The organism is Novosphingobium sp., from assembly GCF_040398825.1.
Classification (GTDB): Bacteria; Pseudomonadota; Alphaproteobacteria; order Sphingomonadales; family Sphingomonadaceae; genus Novosphingobium.
In genome coordinates this window covers 18918-40521 of the sequence record NZ_JBBATI010000036.1, presented here as the reverse complement: position 1 = coordinate 40521, position 21604 = coordinate 18918, and the positions used below count along the sequence as shown (strand labels likewise).

The window sequence follows — 21604 nt, the reverse complement described above, 5'->3', positions numbered from 1 at the left end:
CAGTTAAGGTACCCTGTGGGCGGTTGGGCCGGGGGTGCGGGGCGGTGGGTGGCACTAAGTCGCCTGCAGGCGACTTACGAAACAGACTCTCTTCGATGATCGCCTCCACCAGATCGCCATAATCCATGCCCAGCGCGCGCGCTTGTTCGGGCACCAGGCTAAGCGGCGTCATCCCCGGCTGGGTGTTGACCTCCAGCAGGAACAACCCGTCGACGCCCTGTTCGTCATCCCAGCGAAAATCGCTGCGGCTGGTGCCCTGGCAGCCCAGCAGGCGATGCGCGCGCAGCGCGATGTCCAGGCAGGCCTCTGCCACATCGGCAGGGATATCGGCCGGGCAGATGTGGTCGGTCATGCCATCGGTATATTTGGCGTCAAAATCGTAAAAGCCCGATTTGGGCCGCAGTTCGGTCACCAGCAGCGCACGGTCACCCAACACGGCGGTGGTCAGTTCGCGCCCGCGAATGAACGGTTCGGCCAGCAACTGGTCAAACTGCTGCCACGGGCCGACCGCGTCACGCGCCACCGGATTGCCGTAATTGCCGCCCTCGGTAACGATCGCCACCCCCACCGATGATCCCTCGTTGACGGGTTTCAGCACATAGGGGCGCGGCAGCGGGTCATGCGCGTGGATCTCGTCCGCCGTCACCATCCGCCCGCCAGGCATGGGGATACCATGCGGCACCAGCGCCGCCTTGGTCAGCTGTTTATCGATGGCGATGACCGATGCGGCCAGGCCGGAATGGGTATAGGTCAACCCCAGCAGGTCCATCATGCCTTGCACCGTGCCGTCTTCGCCCGGGGTACCGTGCAGCGCGTTGAACACCACATCGGGCGCGCATTCGGCCAGCACTTGCGCCACATCGCGGCCCATATCGATGCGCGTCACGCGGTGTCCGCGCGCCTCCAGCGCGTCGGCCACGCCATTGCCGCTCATCAGCGACACGCTGCGTTCGCTGGACCAGCCGCCCATCAGCACGGCGACATGCAGTTTCGGAATGCTCACGCCAAACCTTCCTGCGCGGGTGCGCCTACTCGCTTGATTTCCCATTGCAGATCGACGCCGTTCATGGCGCGCACGCGGTCACGCACCAGTTCGCCCAACGCCTCGATCTCGGCGCTGGTGGCAGTTCCGGTGTTGATCAGAAAGTTGGTATGTTTGTCGCTGACTTGCGCCCCGCCCAGCGTCAGCCCGCGGCACCCGGCCTGATCGACCAGTTCCCACGCCCGATGTCCAGGCGGGTTTTTAAAGGTCGAACCGCCGGTCTTGCTGCGCAGCGGCTGCGACGCCTCACGCGCGGCGGCGATGCGGTCCATTTCCGCCTGAATTGCCTGGGGGGTTTCACGATGCCCGCGAAAGGTTGCCGCGATCACCACCGCCTGTTCCGGCAGTTCAGAGTGGCGATAGCTGTAGTGCAGGTCTGCCAGTGACAGCGACTGGCGCTCGCCCGACCGCAACACGATCTCGCACCCGATCAGCACGTCCTTTACCTCGCGGCCATAGGCCCCGCCGTTCATGCGCACAAACCCGCCGACCGTGCCGGGAATGCTGCGCAGAAATTCCAGCCCGCCGATCCCGGCATCGCGCGCGGTGGAGGACACCAGAATGCCGCTGGCCCCGCCGCCGCACCGCAGCGTCGTACCATCCAGCACGTCAGCCCGGGCCAGCGGCTTGCCCAATCGCACCACCACGCCCGGCACGCCACCATCGCGTACGATCAGGTTGGACCCCAGCCCCAGCGCCATCACCGGCACATCGGGTTCCAGCCCGGCCAGAAACGCCACCAGATCATCGGCATCGGCCGGTTCGAACAGCCATTGCGCCGCGCCGCCGGTCTTGAACCACACCAGTGGCGCCAACGGTGCCTGCGCCGTCAGACGCCCGCGCGGGGTGATCACGGCGCCCCCATTTCGCGGCGCACCGCATCGGCCAGGCCAGCGGCCCAGCGCGTGATGTCGCCCGCACCCAGGCACACCACCATGTCATCGGCGCGCAGCATGGCCGCCAGTTCGCCCGCCAGCGCATCGGCCCCGGCGATGCCAAGCGCAGCACGGTGCCCGCGCGCCTTGATCCCTTCGACCATCACCGTGGAATCGACACCATCGATCGGTGCTTCGCCGGCGGCATAGACCGGCGCGGCATAGACCACGTCGGCATCGTTGAACGCGCCCTGAAAATCCTCCATGTGGTCGCGCAGCCGGGTAAAGCGGTGCGGCTGCACCACCGCAATCACGCGCCCGCGCGCGCCTTCACGCGCGGCGGCGAGCACAGCGCGGATTTCGACCGGGTGGTGGCCATAATCGTCGATCACCGTCACCACGCCGCCATCAAGCGCAATTTCACCGACTTTGGTAAAGCGCCGCTTGACCCCGCCGAACCGGGCAAAGCCTTCGCAAATGACCTGATCAGCCACGCCCATTTCGCGCGCGACGGCAATCGCGGCCAGGGCGTTCTGCACATTGTGCCGCCCCGGCATTGGCAGCATGACGTCTTCGATGCGGTGGAACGTGCCATCGCGCTGGCGCAGCGCCACGGTAAAGCGGTTGCCGCCCGGCACCGGAGTCACCGCTTCGCCGCGCACGTCGGCCTGCGCCGAAAAGCCATAGGTGATCACGCGCCGGTCGCGCACCATCGGGATGATCGCCTGCACCACCGGATGGTCGATGCACAGCATCGCCGCGCCATAAAATGGCACGTTTTCAATGAATTCAACAAACGCCGCCTTGACCCTGTCAAAGCTGCCGTAATGGTCCAGGTGTTCGGGATCGATATTGGTGACCACCGCGATCGTGCCATCCAGCCGCAGGAATGATCCGTCGCTTTCGTCGGCCTCCACCACCATCCAGTCGCTCGCGCCCAGCCGCGCGTTCGACCCATAGGAATTGATGATCCCGCCGTTGATGACGGTGGGATCGACCCCCCCGGCATCGAGCAGACAGGCGATCATCGATGTGGTGGTGGTCTTGCCGTGCGTGCCGGCCACCGCCACGGTGTTTTTCAGCCGCATCAGTTCGGCCAGCATTTCCGCGCGGCGCACCACCGGTACGCGCGCCTCCAGCGCGGCGATCACTTCGGGATTGTCGCGGCGCACCGCGGTTGATGTCACCACCACCGCCGCGCCGGCGACATTGGCAGCGTTGTGCCCGATCATCACCGCGATGCCGCGCGCGCGCAACCCTTCGACGACATAGCCTTCGGCAATGTCCGAACCCTGCACCACATAGCCCATGTTGTGCATGACTTCGGCAATGCCCGACATGCCGATGCCGCCAATGCCGACAAAATGGATGGTCCCGATGTCAATGCCGACGCCCCTCATTGCCGGCCATCCTCAATCATGCGACCGGCGGCAACCGGGACAGTGGCGTGCGCGCCGGCAAAGGCATGGGCGCCGGCCGTCATCCGGATCACATCCATGATCGGCGCGGCGCCAAAACTTTCGACCAGATCGGCCAGATCGGTCACCGCATCGGGCAAACCACAGTTCCACGCCGAATGCGCGGCATTGGCCAGCGCGCCAGGATCGAGCGCGATCGCCTGCACCTGCTTGGCCAGTTCCTTGGGCGTAAAGCCGCTCTGGCGGATCGCGCGCGCACCGCCTGCGCGCACCAGTTCGCGCGCATTGGCGGCCTGGTGATCATCGGTGGCGATCGGCAGCGGCACCAGGATGCCAGGCCGGCCGACCGCGGTCAGTTCGGCAATGGTCGACGCGCCGGCGCGGCCAATGAACAGATGCGTCTGCGCCAGGCGCGTCGCCATATCCTCAAAATAGGTGCCAAGCTCGGCCGGGATCTGATGCGCGGCGTAACGCGCGCGCACGGCATCAATATCCTCTGGCCGGCATTGTTGCGTCACTTGCAACCGGTGGCGCAGCGCGGGTGGCAGCATCGCCAGCCCGTCGGGCACGACCTCTGCCAGTATCGACGCACCCTGGCTGCCGCCGGTGACCAGCACGCGCAACAGGCCATCGTCGTCCAGCGCAGGAAACGGCTCCTTGCGCAGCGCGAGCACCTCTGCCCGCACCGGATTGCCCACCAGATGGACCTTGTCCGCCCATTTGGGATCAAGCCGATCGACCTGCGGATAGGATGTGGCGATGGCATCGACCCGGCGCGCGAGCAGGCGGTTGACCCGGCCCAGCACCGCATTCTGTTCGTGGATCACGGTCGGAATGCGCGCCGATTGCGCCGCCAGCAGCGCCGGCAGCGCAGGATAGCCGCCAAACCCGACCACGCACGACGGGGCAAAACTGTCGAACAGGCGGCCGGACATTGCCCGTCCCTGCCAGATCGCGCGAAGCCCGCGCACCAGCGACAGCGGATTGCGCCCCAGCCGTCCGGCGGGAATGATATGCGCCGGGCAGCAATCGGGCTTGCCCGGAATGCGCATGCCACGGTCGTCTGTCACCAGCGCGACATGGTGCCCGCGCCGGTCAAGCTCCACCGCCAGCGCAAAGGCCGGAATCAAATGCCCGCCGGTGCCCCCGGCGGCCAGCACATAGTGGCGTGACACGGCTGTCATGACGCAACAGGTTCCTTTGCGCGATCCCTGGTCCGATCCTTTGAACCGAACGTTTCTCGCGACAGATAGGGGTTGCGCCGCGTTATGGCGAGCAGGAAGCCAACCCCCAGCAGCAAGGCGATGGTGGATGACCCGCCATAGCTGATCAGCGGCAACGTCATGCCCTTTGACGGGAACAGCTGCAGGTTGACCAGAATGTTGATGAACGCTTGCCCTGCCAGTTGCGCGGTCAGCCCGGCGGCGGCCAGCACGGTGAACAGATCATCCTCGTCCAGCAGACGCAGCAGCACGCGCATCACGATCGCGCAATACAACACCACGATCACCCCGCAGGCGATCAGCCCGAATTCTTCACCGATCACCGAAAAGATATAATCGGTATGCGCCTCTGGCAGCGCCATCTTGCGCGTGCCCAGCCACAGCCCGGTGCCGCCCCATCCGCCATTCAGCAGCGTGCGCATGGCCAGATCGACCTGGTCGAATTCGCTGCCGCCAAACAGGAATGAATCGATGCGATGCGTGGCGTTGGGATAAAACACATAGGCCAGCGCCAGCACCGCCAGCCCGCCGCCCACCGTCATCCCGATCCGTTTGAGCGACAGCCCCGACAGCAGCACCAGCACGAACCACACCGCCAGAAACAGCACGGTCGATCCAAAATCGGGCTGCGCCATCAACAGCGCGCCGACCAGCCCCATCAGCACCATCGACAGCGCCATGACCGGGATTTTCGGGTCGCGCACCCGCCACGACAGGATCCACGCCAGCGCAATCGCAAACCCGGGTTTCAGGAATTCCGATGGTTGCAGGCTGATCCCCACGTTCAACCAGCGCCGCGCGCCTTTGACCTCGGTCCCTACCAGCGGCACCAGCACCAGCCCGACAATCATCGCCGCCGCCAGCAGGATCGCCAGCCGCCGCGCGGTTTCGCGCGGCAGGATCGACGCGAGAAACATCGTCAGCAGCCCGAACGCCAACCAGCGCAGATGCAGCCAGAAGAAATGGAGATCGGACAGCGTCTTCAACGGCGTCGAAAGCCGGTGCGCGCTGGCCGGCGATGATGCCGCCACTGCCACCGCGCCGATCACCACCAGCAGCATGACCAGCGCCAGCAACACGCGATCAATTTCGCGCCACCAGATGACCAGTTCGCTGCGCCGGCTGCGGCGATAACGGTTGGCGCGGCCGATCACGCGCACCCCGCCATCGCGCGTCTGCTCCGGCACCGCGCGGGTGGTGGTGGAATGTGTGGCCATCAGCACGCCCCCGCCGGTGGTACCGTACCGGCAGTAGCGCGGTCGGCGATCAGGCTGGTGACAATATCGCGAAACGCCTCACCCCGCGCTTCAAAATCGCGGAACTGGTCAAAACTGGCGCAGGCGGGCGACAGCATGATTACATCGCCAGGCTGCGAGGCATGCATCGCCTGCCGCACCGCTTCGCACAGCATCTCGCTGCGTGTGACCGGCATGTAGGGGGCAAGAATGTCGGCAAACAGTGGCCCCGCCTCACCAATGGTATAGGCGGCGACGACATGGCCGAACGCAGGCACGCATTCGTCCAGGTTGTCGGCCTTGGGCAACCCGCCACAAATCCAGTGGATGCGCGGGAACGCCGCCAGCGCGGGCGCGGTCGAGGCCGGATTGGTGGCCTTGCTGTCGTTGACGAACAGCACGCCGTGTGATTCGGCCACGCGTTCCATGCGGTGCGCGAGCCCGACAAAACTGGCCAGACCGGCGCGCCACACGCCCTCGTCTATCCCCAGCGCCTGCGCCACGGCGACCGCGATCGCGGCATTCTGCAGATTGTGCGGCCCCTGCAGCGATGGCCAACCGGCCTGCCCCGACAATGCGGCGGGATCCGGAATGCGCACGTCGGCCGTCCCGCGCGCAGCGGCAACCTGGGTGGCAATCGCCAGCGTATCGGCATCACCGCGCCCGAAAATCGCCGTCTGCCCCGCGTGCTGCATCGCCAGCAACCGCGCCTTTGCCGCCATATATCCGGCATAGCCATCATAGCGATCCAGGTGATCGGGGCTGAGGTTGATCAGCACCGCCACATCGCACGCCAGGTTGTGGGTCAGGTCGATCTGGTAACTCGACAGTTCCAGCACATAGACGCCGCCCGCGGGCAGTGCCGCCTCACCCAAGACCGGCAACCCGATATTGCCGCCCATGCGCGTCGGCAGCCCGGCCACCTGGCACAGATGGTGGACCAGCGCGGTGGTGGTCGATTTGCCATTTGTGCCGGTAATGCCGACCACGCGGTGCGGCGGCAGATCGGCACGGATCGCGGCAAACAGTTCGATGTCGCCAATCACCGGCACGCCAAACGCGGCGGCATGGGCGGCAATCGGATGGCGGTTGAGCGGCACGCCGGGCGACACCACCACCCCGGCAAACCCGGTCAGATCAAGGTTCAGCGGATCAGCCACGGTTGCCACATCGGCCAGCGCATTGCGGGCCTCTTCGCGGTTGTCCCACACGGTCACCTCCGCGCCGCCCGCAACCAGGCTGGCGACGCTGGCCAGGCCCGATCGGGCCAGACCCAGCACCGCAAAGCGTTGGCCGGCAAAGCGTGGAGAGGTGATCATGCGGCCTTCATCGCACTTTCAACGTGGCCAGGCCCAGCAGCGCCAGCACGATCGACACAATCCAGAACCGGATCACCACGGTCGATTCCTGCCAGCCCAGCTGTTCAAAATGGTGGTGGATCGGCGCCATGCGAAACACCCGGCGGCCGGTGCGTTTGTACACGAACACCTGCACGATCACCGACACCGCCTCCATCACGAACAGCCCGCCGACAATCGCCAGCACGATTTCATGATGCACCGATACCGCGATCACCCCCAGCGTGCCGCCCAGCGCCAGGCTGCCGGTATCGCCCATGAACACCGCCGCCGGCGGCGCGTTGAACCACAGGAATGCCAGCCCCGCGCCCATCACCGCGGCACAGAAAATTGCCAGCTCACCCGCCTTTGGCACATGCGGAATGCCCAGATAATGCGCATAGTCGGCGCGACCCGCCAGATAGGCGATGATCGCAAAAGTGCCGGCAGCGATGATCACCGGCATGATCGCCAGCCCGTCCAGCCCGTCGGTCAGATTGACCGCATTGCCCGCGCCGACAATCACAAAGGCGGCAAACAGGTAATAAAACGGTCCCATGTGCACGACCAGATTGCTGAACACCGGGACATAAAGATCGGTACCGGTGGTGACCAGCGCCACCGCGATCCCCGCCACCACAAATTCGCCCAGCAGCCGCAGCCGCGCCGAAACGCCCTTGTGCGCGTACTTGGTCACTTTGTCGTAATCATCCAGAAAGCCGATCAGGCCAAACCCGATGGTAACCACCAGACAGGCCCAGACATAGCGGCTGCCCAGATCCATCCACAGCGTCAGCGCCACCGACAGCGCGACCACGATCAGCAGCCCGCCCATGGTGGGCGTGCCGCGCTTGGCCAGATGGGTTTGCGGCCCGTCGGCGCGGATCGGCTGGCCCTTGCCCTGCCGCATGCGCAACATGTCGATAAAGCGGGGCCCGATCAGCATGCCGACTGCCAGCGCGGTCAACAGCGCCGCGCCCGACCGGAACGACTGATAGCGGATGAGGTTGGTCAGCCCTTCAAAATGAAGCCACTGCGCAAAAATATACAGCATTCATATGTCCCCGGTCGCCTGCCGGCCGTGCCAGTCGTCACCGCCGGGGCGCCGTTCGGTCAGTGCCCTGACCAATGCGCCCAGGCCGACCGAATTCGATCCCTTGATCAAAATCACGTCGCCGCCCTGGGGTGCCCACTCGCCCGACCCGATCAGTTCGGCTGCCTGTGCGGCGCCGGGCACGTGGACGAAGTCGATCGCCGCTGCAAGCGCAGGTTCGCGCATTTTCCCCAACGCCGCGTTCAACGCTGCCATTTCCGCGCCGACCAGCACCGCGCGGGCCACGCCCGCAGCATGGATCGGCCCGGCCAGATCGGCGTGATAGCCATCACTGCCCTCGCCCAGTTCCAGCATCGCGCCCAACACGGCCACGCGCCGCCGTGCCGGCGTTGCGCCCAGTTGCGCCAGCGTCACCCGCATCGAAGCCGGATTGGCGTTATAGCTTTCATCGATCACCAGCGCCGTGCCCGATCCATCACCGCCGTCGGCGGCAATGGTATGGCGCGCGCCGCGCCCGGCCAGATCGGGCAATTCGGCCAGCGCCAGCCCAGCCGCACCCAGATCGCCACCGACCACGGCGACCGCCGCCATCACCGCCAGTGAATTGACCGCCCAGTGCGCGCCTGGCTGCGAAATGGTGTAGCACAGCTTGCGCTGGATGCCGGTGGAGGCGGCAAATTCGGCGGTCACCAGCGTGCCGCCGCTGGCGGTCGGGATGGCATCGATCAGCCGCACATCGGCATCGGCGGCGGTGCCAAACCGGATCACGCGAGCGGCATGGCGCGCCGCCACCGCCGCCAGCCGTTCGACATGCGGATTGTCGGCCGGGATGATTGCCACACCGCCCGGTTCCAGCCCTTCAAAAATTTCCGCCTTGGCATCGGCGATGGCTTCTTCGCCCGAAAAATGGCCGATATGCGCGGGCGCGATAGTGGTGATCACCGCCACGTGCGGCCGCACCAGCTGCGTTAGCGCCGACAGTTCGCCCGCATGGTTCATGCCCATTTCAAACACGCCGAACCGCGCGCGCGCGGGCATCCGCACCAGGCTCAACGGCACGCCAACGTGGTTGTTATAGCTTTTGACCGAGCGGTGCGCCTGCCCACGGCTGGACCGGTCGAGCGCGGCATACAGTGCCTCTTTCACCCCGGTTTTCCCTGCGGAACCGGTGACGCCGATCACTCGCGCCTCTGGCATCAGCCGTGCGCGCGCTGCACGTCCCAGCCCATCCAGCGCGGCGGCGCTATCGGCGACCAGAACGTGTGGATGCGCCACCGGCGTTTCAACCAGTGCCCCGGCGGCGCCATTGGCAAACGCGCCTTCGATGAAGCGGTGACCATCGGCGGTGCCCCCGCGCAGCGCGATGAACAGATCGCCGGCCATCACCTCGCGGCTGTCGGTGGTGGCGCCGGCCACAGCAAACGGTTCACCGCCCGTCGTGCCGCCGGTGGCCTGCGCGATGCCATCGGCGGTCCACAGCGCGGTGCCCAGGTCATCATCCGGTGCGACCGGCCAATCCAGAACGGCACTCATCCCGTGCACTCCCGCGCTATGGCAACATCGTCGAACGGCAGCACGCGCATGGCATCGCCCCGCCCGATGATCTGCCCCTGTTCGTGGCCCTTGCCCGCGATCAGCACGATATCGCCCGCACCGGCATCGGCGATCGCGGCGGCAATCGCCGCCCGCCGGTCGCCCACTTCGCGCGCGCGGCCCTCGCATGCGGCCAGGATGGCGGCGCGGATCTTCGCCGGATCTTCGCCGCGCGGATTGTCATCGGTCACGATCACCACGTCGGCCGCCGCGATCGCCGCCGCGCCCATGGCGGCGCGTTTGCCGGCGTCACGGTCGCCACCGGCGCCAAACACCAGGATCAGCCTGCCACCGACATGCGGGCGCAGTGCGGCGCAGGCCGCCACCAGCGCATCGGGGGTATGCGCATAATCGACATAGACCGGCGCACCCGCAGCCGTGATCGCCGCGCGTTCCAGCCGCCCGCGCACCGGTTGCAACCGCGCCATGGCATCAAAGGTCGCCCCCGCATCGCCGCCGGTCGCCAGCACCAGGCCGACGGCGACCAGCGCGTTGGCCGCCTGATAGGCACCGATCAGCGGCAGGTTGACCGTCCGCGTAAGGCCCGCGTGTTCCAGTTCCAGCGTCTGGCCCAGCAATGTGGGCGTGCGGCGCACCAGCCGGATCGTGTTGCCCGCCGTGCCCACGGTCATCAGCGCCAGGCCGCGTGCGGTCGCATGGTCGATTGCGCGCGCGCTCCACGCGTCATCGGCCCACACCACCGCCGTGCCAGCGGCGTCAACAACGTCATCAAACAGGCGCATCTTGGCCGCGAAATAGGCGTCCATCGATGGGTGATAATCCAGATGGTCGCGCGACAGATTGGTAAAGGCGCCCGCCGCGACCGGCAGCCCTTCGTTGCGATACTGGTCCAGCCCGTGGCTGGATGCCTCATACGCCAGGTGGCTGACGCCTTCACGCGCCAGGCCCGAAACATTGGCCAGAAAGGTCGCGATGTCAGGCGTGGTCAGCCCGGTCGACACGCTTTCATCCGCCGTGGTCACACCCAGCGTGCCAATCGATGCCGCGCGGTGCCCGGCCATCCGCCAGATCTGCCGCACCATTTCAACCGTCGAAGTCTTGCCATTGGTGCCGGTGACCGCGACCACCGTGGCCGGGACGGGCGTGAAAAACTGCGCGGCGATCTGCGCAAACAACTGGCGCGGTTCGTCCGCCACCAGATGCACCGCGCCCGTCACCACCGCATCGCGCCGCGCCACCACCGCCACCGCGCCGGCGGCGATCGCAGCGCCAATAAAGTCTTCGCCATTGACGCGTGACCCGCGAAACGCCCCAAATACCGTGCCCGGCGCAACCTTGCGGTGATCGATGGCAAAGCCGGTGACGTTGATCGCGCCGGCCGCGACGGTTGCGGGATCGATCCCGGCTGCGGTGACCAGCGCGGACAGCTTCATTCGCCATCTCCATTGGCGACCAGCGGGGTCAGATCGGACACATCGACATCGCGATGGCCATCGGGCACCACGCCCAGCATCGGCCCCACGCGCGGCACCACCCGACCGACGATCGGCGCGGTGTTCCATGCCGCCGTGCGCTGCCCCGATGTGGATTGCGTGGCCTGCGGTTCGTCCAGCATGGCGATCACCACATAGCGCGGATGGTCCATCGGAAACGCCGCGGCAAAGGTGGAAATGATCGCCTTTTTGTTGCGATAGCCGCTGCCATTGCTGCCCGCTTTTTCCGCAGAACCGGTCTTTCCGCCCACGCGAAAGCCCGATGAATCCGCCTTTTTGCCGGTGCCATCGACCACGATCAGGCGCAACAATTGCCGGATGCGCGCGCTGGTGGCCGGCTGATACACGCGCCGGCCGGCCGGTGCATGCGCGGGATCGACCTTGTACAGCGTGGCCGGGCGCCAGATGCCGCCATTCACCAGCGCCGCATAGCCAACCGCCAGATGCAGCGGGGTCACCGCCAGCCCGTGGCCATAGCTGACCGTCATGGTGCGCAGGCGCGGCCATTCACCCTTTGGCCAGATCGGAAAGCCGCGCGCGGGCAATTCAATCGTCGGGCGCGCGTTCATGCCCAGCGCGATCATCGAATCGCGCATTTTCTGGCCGCCCAGCTTGTCGCCAATCTGCGCGGTAACGATGTTCGACGAATGGATCAGCGCCTCTGGCACATTGAGCGAGGCGCCAAAATCATGGCTGTCATGGATGGTGAAACCGTCGATCTTCAGCGGTTTGGCAGAGTACCGCACCGCCAGATCGGTGACCACGCCGGCATCGATGGCGGCGGCGATGGTGAACGGCTTGAACGTCGAACCCAGTTCATAGACCTGGTTCGACGCGCGGTTGAACACCAGCGCATTCCTGGCCAGATCACCGCGGTTGGGATCAAAGCTGGGCAGCGACGCCAGCGCGATGATTTCGCCGGTTTCAACGTCCAGAATGATCCCGGCCGCGCCTTTGGCATGCGTTTCCAGCATGCCGCGTGACAGTTCATCCTCCATCGCGCCCTGCGCGCGCGCATCGATCGACAGCGCCACCGGTTCGGCGCGATGCGCCACATTGGTCAGACGCGCATCCAGCACTTGTTCCATGCCCAGCTTGCCGTGCCCGTCTTCCTCGACATAGCCCAGCACGTGCGCGGCCAGCGACCCTTGCGGATAGAACCGCTGGCTTTCGCGCGGAAATTCCAGCGCCGGTTCACCCAGCGCGTGCACCTTGTTGGCCTCTTCGGGCAGGACCCGACGGCGCAGATAGGTCGGATTGCCGTCCTTCAGCCTGGCCAGTGTCGTATCGTGATCCAGATCGGGAAAAATCTGGACCAGCGCGTTGGCGACCTCTTCGGGGGTTTTGACCAGCGGCTGCCCCTTGGCCCCCAGCGCGCGCGGATTGAACCACAGCGAATAGGCGGGGAATGCGCGCGCCAGCGGCATGCCGTTGCGATCGGTGATTTCGGCGCGCGGCGGGACCAGCGCATCGGCGGCCGCGCCATGGTCGGCGCCCGCTGCGCCCAGACCCAGCTGACCGATGCGCGCAAACGCGGTCAGCGTGAAAAACGCAAAGCCCAGGACCACCCACAACACCCGGATCTTCGCCGTCAGCAATGACCGTTCGCGCACGTTGGCAAGATGCAGCCGGCCGCCGCCGCTGGCGCCGGAAATGCCCGGCGCCGCCACCATCGCGGCGGAATGCCAAACACCGGAATCAGGCGGTGTCGGGGTCGCGCTGGACGGGGCGGGGCGCAGCGCGCTTTGGGGGATGATCGCGGTCACTTTTCGGGCTTCGCGTCCCGCAGCGCCAGGGTGATCACCGGCGCCCCTGCCGGTTTGTGCGCCATGGCACCATGACCTGCCTGCGCCAGTGCCGGATGCAGTTTGGCGGTGTGGCGGTTGCTGGCCTGCGCGCCGGCATCAGCCTTGGCATGGGCGCGGGTCTTGGCGTCCGCGGTGGTCGTGCCGCCGTGCTTTTTCGCCAATGCCAGCGCCGCCCTGGTGTGCGACGCTGCGCTGTCCGATTTTTTGGTCACCGGTTTTTTGATGGTGGCGGTGGTACCATCGGCGTGACGGACGGTCGACAGGCGGTCGCCCAGCCCGGCCAGACCTGCTGCCGCAACCACAGCCGCGCCGGCATGGCCACGCGCAGCCGGCGCATCGCCCGCGTCGGCAACCGACGCCCGCTTTGCCGATGCACCTGTCGCTGCCGCCGGGGTCCCCGCAGGCGCGCTGTCCGCGTCCACCGGTTTTCCGGTCAAGGGCGATACCATCGCCGGAAAGGCCGCGGCGGCGGCAACCGCGTCATCGGCGCTGGCCACCCGCACCGGCGATGGCGCGCCCGGTTCGGCCGGTTTGGCATAGGCCGCCAATTGCCGTTCAGTATCGAGGTATTGCGCCGCAGTCGGGGCGACATAGCCAAATTCGACATCGTTCCACGCCTTCAGCTGCTGCTGGTTGGCGCGGGTTTCAAATTCGGTTTCCAGATAGATCGTTTCCTGTTTCAGCGCGACGATCTTCATGTCCGACTGGTGCACCTGGCTGCGCAAGGCATTGACGCGAAAGGCCAGCACCATGACCAGCCCGGCACAGACCAGCAGCGACGCAATCCAGCCGATCGAACGCATGCGCCAGGTGGAAACGTTCATGCCGCAAGATCCTTTGGTTGGCGCGTCAGCGGTGGGCGGGCCGGGGCATCGCTGCGGATGGCCCAGCGCAAGGTGGCCGACCGCGCGCGCGGGTTGCGCAACAGTTCCGCATCACCGGGGCGGATCGCCGCCGATGGTTTGCCAAACACCGGCGCAATGGCCTGCGCCGCCATCGGCAGATGGCGCGATCCGCCGGGCCCGGTGCCCGATGCGTCGCGAAAGAACTGTTTGACCATGCGGTCTTCCAGACTGTGAAAGGTGACCACCGCCAGCCGCCCGCCAGGGGCCAGCAGCGCCTCGGCCGCGGCCAGCCCGGCGGCGAGTTCATCCAGTTCACCGTTGATATGGATGCGCACCGCCTGAAAACTGCGGGTGGCCGGGTCCTTTGGCATGCCCGGATGCCACCCCAGCGCGCGGCGCACGACATCGGCAAACTGGCGCGTGGTGGTCAGCGGCCGGGCGGCGACCACCGCGCGGGCGATGCGCCGCGATTGGCGATCTTCGCCATAGCGGTAGATCACGTCGGCAATGTCTGCTTCATCGGCGGTGTTGAGGAAATCGGCGGCGCTCGGCCCATCGCGGTCCATGCGCATGTCGAGCGGGCCATCGCTGGAAAAGGCAAAGCCGCGTTCGGGCTGATCCAGTTGCATAGAACTGACGCCGATGTCGAACACCACGCCATCGAGCGCGGCCACGCCGGCGTCGCGCAAGGCTGTCGCGATTTCGGAAAAACGGCAATGGTGCAGGACCAGCGCCGGATCGGCACCCAGCGCGGCGGGCAAACGCAGGCCGGCGGCAATCGCATCGGGATCGCGGTCGAACCCATGCACCCGCGCGCCCGCCGCGATCAGCGCCAGGCTGTATCCGCCCGCGCCAAAGGTGCCATCGGCGAAGATCGTGCCAGACACCGGCGCCAGTGCGGCGACCACTTCATCCAGCAGCACGGGGATATGGCCGGCGGTCATGACGTGGCCCCGCCAGCATTGGCGCGCGCTTTGCCGCGTGCGGGGCCCTCGGCCATCAGCGCGCGGCAGGTGGCCTTGGCGGTGTCCCAGCCCGGGCCCATGGTGAACAGCACATCGGGCGCCCAGATCGTGAAATGCGTACCGCCACCGTGAAAATACAGCGATTGATCAACCTGCGCCTGTTCCGCGAGGTGTTCCGGCAGCACAAACCGGCCGGAATCGTCGAATTTGGTGCGCATGAAACCATACAGCTGCGCCGCCCGTTCATCGACATCAAACGCCTGACCCAGCCCCAGCGCGACGCGTTCTTCGTGGGCAATCTGTTCGGCAAAGGCATCGGCGCGCGACAGGCCAAACCCGACCAGGCACGGCAGTTTGAAATGTTTGTCCAGGCACAGCGTGGGGGTTTTGTCCGATGCGGCCAGCACTGCGGCGCGAAAATCACCGGGCAGGACAAAGCGGCTCTTGTCGCCCCGCGGCGAAAAGCCCTGCCCCCAGTAATTTGACGGAGATCCCGCCACCCGCTGCCCCCCAAATCGGCAAGACCGAACGCCTGTAGTCGTGACAAAACTTCGCCACCCCGCCGCACGCGTGGGTGCGCGGCGGATCATCCCGTCGGGTCACGACGGAAATGGATTGTGGCTAGGATTTCGTCCCGATTTTGAAGTCTTATAGCGGGTTCACGCGGGCCACAACGGGAATTTGCGGGATTATGCGGAATTTTGTGGAATATACACGCAACAACTGTCCAGCGCAGGCGCTGCGGCGGCCCGCGTCAAGGTCTTGTCAACCACGCAAAACCAAGGATTTGCGGTACATACGCAGGTTTCGGGTGCGATCGGGTGGGCGATGACCGGGTCGCGCACGCCTGAGCGATCGTTGCAACGATCGCGCCCGGGCATGCCCGCATGGGACCCGCGAATCACCGCAGAAATCCGTGGCTGTGCCCCGCACGGAACCGGTCAGTCACGCCGGTTCCCGTCGTTTCCCGCCAGCCGCCGGCAATCACCGGCGCGCATGATCAGGATGGGCGCGGGATCAGTGCGCGGGTTCGGTCCGGGCGGGTTTGCGGGTGGGGGCGGTGCCCGCCACTGGCACTTCGGGGGCGACGCCCAGATCGACCAGCGGGTCGTTCGCCGGAGTCGCGCTCGCGCCGCCGGTCGGTTCGCCGACCACCGCGCTGCGGTCGGCGGTCTGCACGCGTTGCATGATCACGCTGGCCAGACTGACCAGCAGCAGCATGGCGGCCAGCCCGAACAGGCCAACCTGCAGCCGATGCACGGCATGGGCGCGCATGTCGCGCGATCCGGGCTGCGCCGGGCCTGATGGGGCGGGATAAGGCGGGGCGGCAGGAAACGGGTTTTGTGCAGTGCCGACGCCGGCAATTGCGTCCTGCCCACCGTTGGTAAAACCGGAAGCACCGCCGCGCAGGCGTTTCAGCCGTTCCGATGTCCTGCCCAGTATCGCCATGCCTGCGATCAATACCCTATTGCTGCAACCAGGGAAAGACCGGCAGTCCTTTTGCCGTCAGCCATTCGGGGTTGTACAGCGAAGACAAATAGCGAAATCCGGTGTCGCACAGGATGGTTGCGACCCGGCTGCCCGGCCCCAGCTGGCGCGCCAGCGCGACCGCACCGGCGACATTGATCCCGCTCGACAGCCCCAGGCACAGGCCTTCTTCGGCCAGCAGGCGCGTGACCCAGTACAGGCCTTCTTCATCGGAAATGCGGAACTGGGTATCGATCGCCGCGCCTTCCAGATTGGCGGTGATGCGCCCCTGGCCGATTCCTTCGGCAACCGAACTGCCCTCTGATTTCAATTCGCCATGCGCGTAATAGTTATACAGCGCGGCGCCGTGCGGATCGGTCAGCGCGATCGTCACACGCTCATCAAACGCCTTCAGCCCCAGCCCGACCCCGGCCAGCGTGCCGCCGGTGCCGGCAGCGCAGGTAAAGCCGTCGATGCGGCCCTCCAGTTGCGCCCACAGTTCGGGGGCGGTGCTTTCGATATGGGCGCGGCGGTTGGCGATATTGTCGAACTGGTTGGCCCAGATCGCGCCTGGCGTTTCTTCGGCAATGCGGCGGCTGGTGTGGACGAAATGCCCGGGGTTGGAAAACGGCGCGGCGGGCACCAGCACCAGTTCCGCCCGCAACGCGCGCAGGGTGTCCATTTTTTCGCGCGACTGGGTTTCGGGCATGACGATGATCGTGCGGTACCCCAGCGCATTGGCCACCAGCGCCAGCCCGATCCCGGTGTTGCCGGCGGTGCCTTCGACTATGGTGCCACCGGGCAGCAGCGTGCCGCGCTGTTCGGCATCGCGCACGATCCACAGCGCGGCGCGGTCCTTGACCGAGGCGCCGGGGTTGGCAAATTCGCATTTGCCATAAATTTCGGCACCGGCCGCCTCGCTCGGTCCCTTCAGGCGGACAAGCGGGGTGTTGCCGATCAGCGAAAGCGTGTCGTTAAGCGCGGGGGTCAGGGTCATGTACGCTGAGTTAGGAAAGACCGGCGCCATCTACAATGCAAAAAGCGCTGCCTGCGCGATCTTGGGCTATTCGCGGGCAGCACGAATGGCGGCGCCCGCGGCAAACGGCGCAATCGCCACCGCCACCAGGCTGGCCGCGGCCAGCAAGGCCAGCCCGCCTTCGCCGCCCGGCTGCAACGATCCTGCGCCAAAGATCAGCATCGGCACCGCCAGCGGGATCAGCAGCAACCCGCCCAGCGCCGCCCCGCCGCGCAACCCGGCGGTCAGCGCGGCGATCATCACGCCGATCGCCGCCAGCCCGGGCGTGCCCACCAGCAGGCCAAGCTCCAGCCGCCCCAATTGTGTGAGGTCCAGCGACAGCAGCGCCGCCGCAACCGGTGTCGCCAGCATCAGCGGCACGCCAAAGCACAGCCAGTGCGCGACGATCCGCACCAGCATCACCGCCTCTTCCGACAGGCCGCGCAGTGCCCACTGGTCGAAAAAGCCAGCCTCGACATCGGGTTCGACCAGGCGGTCCAATGGCAGGATCGCCGCCAGCAGCGCCGCCACCCAGATCACCCCGGCGCCGGTGCGTGCCAGCAGGCGCGCATCGGGGCCAACCCCGAACGGATAGAGCATCGCCACCGAAATGAAGAACAACAGCGGCAGCGTCGCCCCGCCCCGCCCGCGCGCACCACCCAGCAGTGCCGCGCAATCACGCCGGAAAATCAGCCACAACCGGCCAAGCGCGCTGCCCCCCCGCGTCATGGCAGGATGTCCGGCGCGGGCACATGGTCCAGCAGTGACACCACCGCCAGTTGCGCCAGCGCGAGCGGCTGATGCGATGCAATCACCGCGATCCCGCCGCCTGCGCGGTGCGCCTCGATCACGCTTTGCGCTATGCCCGCCCAATGCGGGTCCAGCCCGTTGAGCGGTTCATCCAGCAGCCAGATGCCCGCGCCACTGGCGGCCAGCGCCGCCAGCCCGGCGCGCTTGCGCTGCCCGGTGGACAGATAGCGCACCGGCACATCGGCCAGATCGTCCAGCCCGAACCGATCGCCGGTGTCCACCGCGCCATCAATCCGCCGCCAGAACGCCAGCGCCTGGCCCAGTGGCCGGTGCCCATCCAGCGGCAGGCGTTCATCCGACAGCGCAATCGTGCCGATGGCCTCCACCCGCCCGGCATAGGCGCGCATCAGCCCGGCCAGCACGCGCAGCACGCTGGATTTGCCAATCCCGTTCGGCCCGGCCAGATGCAGCGCATCCCCCGGCCCGGCCACAAAACGCAAGCCCCGCACCAGCACCCGGTCACCCCGGCGGCAGGCAAGATCATCAACGGTCAATCGGCATGGTTGCATCGCCGCCCGCGATAGGGGAAACGCCATGCTGTCACAAGAACCGCCGTCACAAGCACCCCGCAGCGAAGGAGCACGCCCCATGGCCTTGGCCCAACTGACCCCCGCCGAACGCGATACCGCACTGGCCGCCCTGCCCCACTGGGCATTGTCCGAAGACAGCCTGGCCATCACCCGCACCCTGAAATTCGCCGATTTCGCCGAAGCATTCGGTTTCATGGCGCGCGTGGCGATCATGGCGGAAAAGGCCGACCACCACCCCGAATGGTTCAATGTCTACAACCGCGTCGAAATTCGCCTGACCACGCATGACGCCGGAGGATTGTCGCAGCGCGATGTGGCGCTGGCGACGGTGATCGACGGGTTCGCAACCTGAAACGCTTGGCCGGCCTTGCGATTGCACCTTGGCGCGGGCCGCAGCAAATGGCACACAGCGCACGATGACAGAGACCCACCCTGCCTCCACGCTGGCCGAGCTGGCGCACCTGGCGGGCGTTTCGGTCGCCACGGTGTCGCGTGCGCTGGCGGGCAACCCGGTGATTGCCAAGGCCACGCGGTCGCGCATCGAACAACTGGCGCGCGAACATGGCTTTCAGGTCAACCAGGCCGCGCGCAACCTGCGGTTGAAACGCACCGGTGCGATCGCGGTGGTGCTGCCGCTGGGCCACGAAGCGGCGCAGCATTTGTCCGACCCGTTTTTCATGAGCCTGCTGGGCCCGCTGGCCGATGCCATTGCCGACCGCGGGCATGATCTGTTGCTGTCGCGGGTCATCCCCCGGGATGATCGGTGGCTGGATGCGATTGTCGATGCCGGGCGCGCCGATGGCGTGATCGTGATCGGGCAATCGAATCAAAGCGCGGCGATTGAACGCGTGGCGGCGCGCTATCGCCCGATGATCGTGTGGGGTGCCGATGCGCAAAGCCCTGCGCAGATCACCGTCGGCACCGACAACGTCGCGGGCGGGCGGATGGCGGCCCAGCATCTGCTGGCGCAGGGGCGCAAGCGGCTGGCGTTTGTGGGCAATATCGAAGTGCCCGAATTTGCCGCGCGCTATGCCGGGTTTACCCAGGCCCTGCGCGAAGCGGGCAGCGGCGCAGCCACCCTGCTGCCGGTGCACCTGACGGGCGAAGCATCGTACAGCGCGATCGAACAGTATCTGAGCGCGCATCCGTCGCCCGACGGGATTGTCGCCGCGTCCGACGTGATCGCGATGAGCGCGCTGCGGGCGTTGGCCGCGCATGGCAAACGCGTGCCGCAGGATGTGGGCGTGGTCGGTTATGACGACGTGCTGATCGCGATGTACACCACGCCGTCACTCACCACGATCCGCCAGGATGTGGCGCGCGGCGCGCGGGCGATGGTCGACCTGCTGTTCCAGCGCATGGAGGGCCATGCAGTAGCGTCGGTGGTGATGGAACCCGAACTGATCCTGCGCGATTCGGCCTGATCCCTAGAGCAGGACGCGATAAGAAAGAATCGCATCCTGCTCTAGGAGTCTTTGTTTACGCGTGATTATTTGCGAAAAACCGGTACCCACTTTTTCGCATCACGCTCTAATTCGCCACCGCGCGCGGCACCCGGACCAGCATCGTCGCAACCGCCGCCGCCAGCATCATCCCGCCGCCCAGCATCAGCACATGGCGCGGATCGCCGCCCAGCACCGGGCGATAGCACAGCCACACGAACACGATTTCGATCATCATCGGCACGACGATGAACATGTTGAATATGCCCATGTAAACCCCGGTGCGCGCCGGCGGGATGGCATTGGCCAGCATCAGATAGGGATTGCCCATCAGGCTGCCCCAGCCCACCCCGATGCCGACCATCGCCACCACCAGCAGCGGGATCGATCCGGTCGACGCGATGGTCAGCATGGCCAGCCCCGACGCCACCATGGCCACCGCATGCACCGCCTGTGGCCCATGCCGCCGCGCGATCGGGATCATCGCCAGTGCCGACAGGAATGCCACCAGATTGTAAAACGCGCCCAACTGGCCATTCAGCAGCCCGGCATCGCGAAAACCCGCGCTGGCCGGGTCGCTGGTGCCGAACACCCCGCGCGCCAGCGCCAGCACGACATATTGCCAGTAACAGAACATGCCGAACCACTGGAACAGCATGGCCAGCGCCAGTTGGCGCATCGCCGGCGGCATATCGCGCACGGCATCGCGCAGGCCCGCCAGCGTCGATCGCAGCGACAGCGGATCGGCGGCCATGGCGGCGTCTTCTTCGGGCGTCAGCGGCAATTCGGGCACGCGCCAGATCGACCATACGATCGTGCTGATCGACAGCACTGCGCCGATCATGAAACTGATCCGGGTGATCGCCGGGATGCCGTTGGTATCCAGCAGATCCTTGTTCACCCCCCACCACACCAGCAACGACGGCGAAAGATAGGACAGCGTCTGCGCCAGCCCGGTAAACGCGCTCTGCGTCAGAAAGCCCAGCGGGCGCTGGCGTTCATCCAGCCGGTCGCTGACATAGGCGCGATAGGGTTCCATCGTCACGTTGTTGGCGGCATCCAGCACCCACAACAGACTGGCCGCCATCCACAGCGCGCGGCTGAACGGCATGGCCAGCAGGCACAGGCTGCACAGCACCGCACCGATCAGGAAATAGGGCGTGCGGCGCCCCAGCCGCGACCGCGTGCGATCGCTCATCGATCCGATCAGCGGCTGCACAATCAGCCCGGTCATCGGCCCGGCCAACCACAGCAGCGGCATCGCGCCTTCGTCCGCGCCAAGGTAGCTGTAGATCGGCCCCATGTTGCTTTGCTGCAGCCCGAAACTGAACTGCAGGCCCAAAAACCCAAGGTTCATCTGCAGGATGCGCGCCAGCGACAGATGCGGCTTGATCGATGGCTGGACCATCATGTGATACTCTCCCCGGCAAGCTCACGCTGCCCTGAAAGGAGCCATAGGTGATTTTGCAAACGATTGCAAATTTTCGTTGC

General features: G+C 66.3%; 20 protein-coding genes. 2 read left to right on the top strand and 18 right to left on the bottom strand.

The features are described from left to right. From ABWP89_RS15440 to ccmA, 17 genes are all read right to left on the bottom strand, one after another. The coding region (locus tag ABWP89_RS15440) for a D-alanine--D-alanine ligase (protein ID WP_353230391.1) at window positions 1–1003 on the bottom strand (1003 nt) is incomplete at its 3' end. Then, window positions 1000–1896, bottom strand: a complete 897-nt coding sequence (gene murB / locus ABWP89_RS15435) for a UDP-N-acetylmuramate dehydrogenase (RefSeq protein ID WP_353230389.1) — start codon at window positions 1894–1896, stop codon at window positions 1000–1002. The genes ABWP89_RS15440 and murB, both read right to left, overlap by 4 nt. Beyond that, the gene (murC, locus tag ABWP89_RS15430) at window positions 1893–3317 is read right to left on the bottom strand and encodes a UDP-N-acetylmuramate--L-alanine ligase (RefSeq protein WP_353230388.1); all 1425 of its coding nucleotides are present in this window, start codon (window positions 3315–3317) and stop codon (window positions 1893–1895) included. Before murC ends, murB begins: the two co-directional genes overlap by 4 nt. Beyond that, on the bottom strand, window positions 3314–4519 hold the full coding sequence (gene murG / locus ABWP89_RS15425; protein ID WP_353230387.1) for an undecaprenyldiphospho-muramoylpentapeptide beta-N-acetylglucosaminyltransferase: 1206 nt from the start codon (window positions 4517–4519) through the stop codon (window positions 3314–3316). The genes murC and murG overlap by 4 nt, the downstream gene beginning before the upstream one ends. Next, on the bottom strand, window positions 4516–5775 hold the full coding sequence (locus ABWP89_RS15420; protein ID WP_353230386.1) for an FtsW/RodA/SpoVE family cell cycle protein: 1260 nt from the start codon (window positions 5773–5775) through the stop codon (window positions 4516–4518). The genes murG and ABWP89_RS15420 overlap by 4 nt, the downstream gene beginning before the upstream one ends. Continuing rightward, window positions 5775–7112, bottom strand: a complete 1338-nt coding sequence (gene murD, locus ABWP89_RS15415) for a UDP-N-acetylmuramoyl-L-alanine--D-glutamate ligase (protein WP_353230384.1) — start codon at window positions 7110–7112, stop codon at window positions 5775–5777. Before murD ends, ABWP89_RS15420 begins: the two co-directional genes overlap by 1 nt. A gap of 7 nt (window positions 7113–7119) precedes the next feature. Further along, window positions 7120–8184 carry a phospho-N-acetylmuramoyl-pentapeptide-transferase gene (gene mraY / locus ABWP89_RS15410; RefSeq protein WP_353230382.1) on the bottom strand — a complete coding sequence of 355 codons (1065 nt, stop codon included), beginning with the start codon at window positions 8182–8184 and terminating at the stop codon, window positions 7120–7122. Then, window positions 8185–9717, bottom strand: coding sequence for a UDP-N-acetylmuramoyl-tripeptide--D-alanyl-D-alanine ligase (locus ABWP89_RS15405; protein ID WP_353230381.1), 1533 nt, complete (start codon window positions 9715–9717; stop codon window positions 8185–8187). Continuing rightward, entirely contained in the window at window positions 9714–11171 is a 1458-nt protein-coding gene (locus ABWP89_RS15400) for a UDP-N-acetylmuramoyl-L-alanyl-D-glutamate--2,6-diaminopimelate ligase (RefSeq protein ID WP_353230380.1), read from the bottom strand. Before ABWP89_RS15400 ends, ABWP89_RS15405 begins: the two co-directional genes overlap by 4 nt. Further along, window positions 11168–12904 carry a peptidoglycan D,D-transpeptidase FtsI family protein gene (locus ABWP89_RS15395; protein WP_353230395.1) on the bottom strand — a complete coding sequence of 579 codons (1737 nt, stop codon included), beginning with the start codon at window positions 12902–12904 and terminating at the stop codon, window positions 11168–11170. The genes ABWP89_RS15400 and ABWP89_RS15395 overlap by 4 nt, the downstream gene beginning before the upstream one ends. A gap of 89 nt (window positions 12905–12993) precedes the next feature. Next, the gene (locus ABWP89_RS15390; RefSeq protein WP_353230379.1) at window positions 12994–13863 is read right to left on the bottom strand and encodes a hypothetical protein; all 870 of its coding nucleotides are present in this window, start codon (window positions 13861–13863) and stop codon (window positions 12994–12996) included. Further along, complete coding sequence (rsmH, locus tag ABWP89_RS15385; RefSeq protein ID WP_353230378.1) at window positions 13860–14828, bottom strand: 16S rRNA (cytosine(1402)-N(4))-methyltransferase RsmH; 969 nt, start codon at window positions 14826–14828, stop codon at window positions 13860–13862. Before rsmH ends, ABWP89_RS15390 begins: the two co-directional genes overlap by 4 nt. Next, window positions 14825–15349, bottom strand: coding sequence for a division/cell wall cluster transcriptional repressor MraZ (locus ABWP89_RS15380; RefSeq protein ID WP_353230376.1), 525 nt, complete (start codon window positions 15347–15349; stop codon window positions 14825–14827). The genes rsmH and ABWP89_RS15380 overlap by 4 nt, the downstream gene beginning before the upstream one ends. A 517-nt stretch (window positions 15350–15866) precedes the next feature. Next, window positions 15867–16298: a hypothetical protein gene (locus ABWP89_RS15375; RefSeq protein ID WP_353230375.1), complete on the bottom strand. Its 432-nt coding sequence runs from the start codon at window positions 16296–16298 to the stop codon at window positions 15867–15869. A 16-nt stretch (window positions 16299–16314) separates the two neighbouring features. Next, a complete protein-coding gene (locus ABWP89_RS15370) occupies window positions 16315–17313 on the bottom strand; it encodes a cysteine synthase A (protein WP_353230374.1) in 999 nt (332 codons plus the stop codon). Between the two features lie 66 nt (window positions 17314–17379). Further along, window positions 17380–18060, bottom strand: a complete 681-nt coding sequence (gene ccmB, locus ABWP89_RS15365) for a heme exporter protein CcmB (protein WP_353230372.1) — start codon at window positions 18058–18060, stop codon at window positions 17380–17382. Next, window positions 18057–18650, bottom strand: a complete 594-nt coding sequence (ccmA, locus tag ABWP89_RS15360) for a heme ABC exporter ATP-binding protein CcmA (RefSeq protein WP_353230393.1) — start codon at window positions 18648–18650, stop codon at window positions 18057–18059. The genes ccmB and ccmA overlap by 4 nt, the downstream gene beginning before the upstream one ends. Before the next feature lie 79 nt (window positions 18651–18729). Here ccmA and ABWP89_RS15355 point away from each other — a divergent pair, with 79 nt between their 5' ends. Together ABWP89_RS15355 and ABWP89_RS15350 are read left to right on the top strand one after the other, a co-directional pair. Beyond that, window positions 18730–19023, top strand: a complete 294-nt coding sequence (locus ABWP89_RS15355) for a 4a-hydroxytetrahydrobiopterin dehydratase (RefSeq protein ID WP_353230371.1) — start codon at window positions 18730–18732, stop codon at window positions 19021–19023. A 64-nt stretch (window positions 19024–19087) separates the two neighbouring features. Further along, the gene (locus ABWP89_RS15350) at window positions 19088–20095 is read left to right on the top strand and encodes a LacI family DNA-binding transcriptional regulator (RefSeq protein WP_353230370.1); all 1008 of its coding nucleotides are present in this window, start codon (window positions 19088–19090) and stop codon (window positions 20093–20095) included. A 106-nt stretch (window positions 20096–20201) separates the two neighbouring features. On the opposite strand, the gene ABWP89_RS15345 is transcribed toward ABWP89_RS15350, so the two are convergent. Further along, window positions 20202–21524, bottom strand: a complete 1323-nt coding sequence (locus ABWP89_RS15345) for an MFS transporter (protein ID WP_502915305.1) — start codon at window positions 21522–21524, stop codon at window positions 20202–20204. Window positions 21525–21604: the final 80 nt, after the last annotated feature.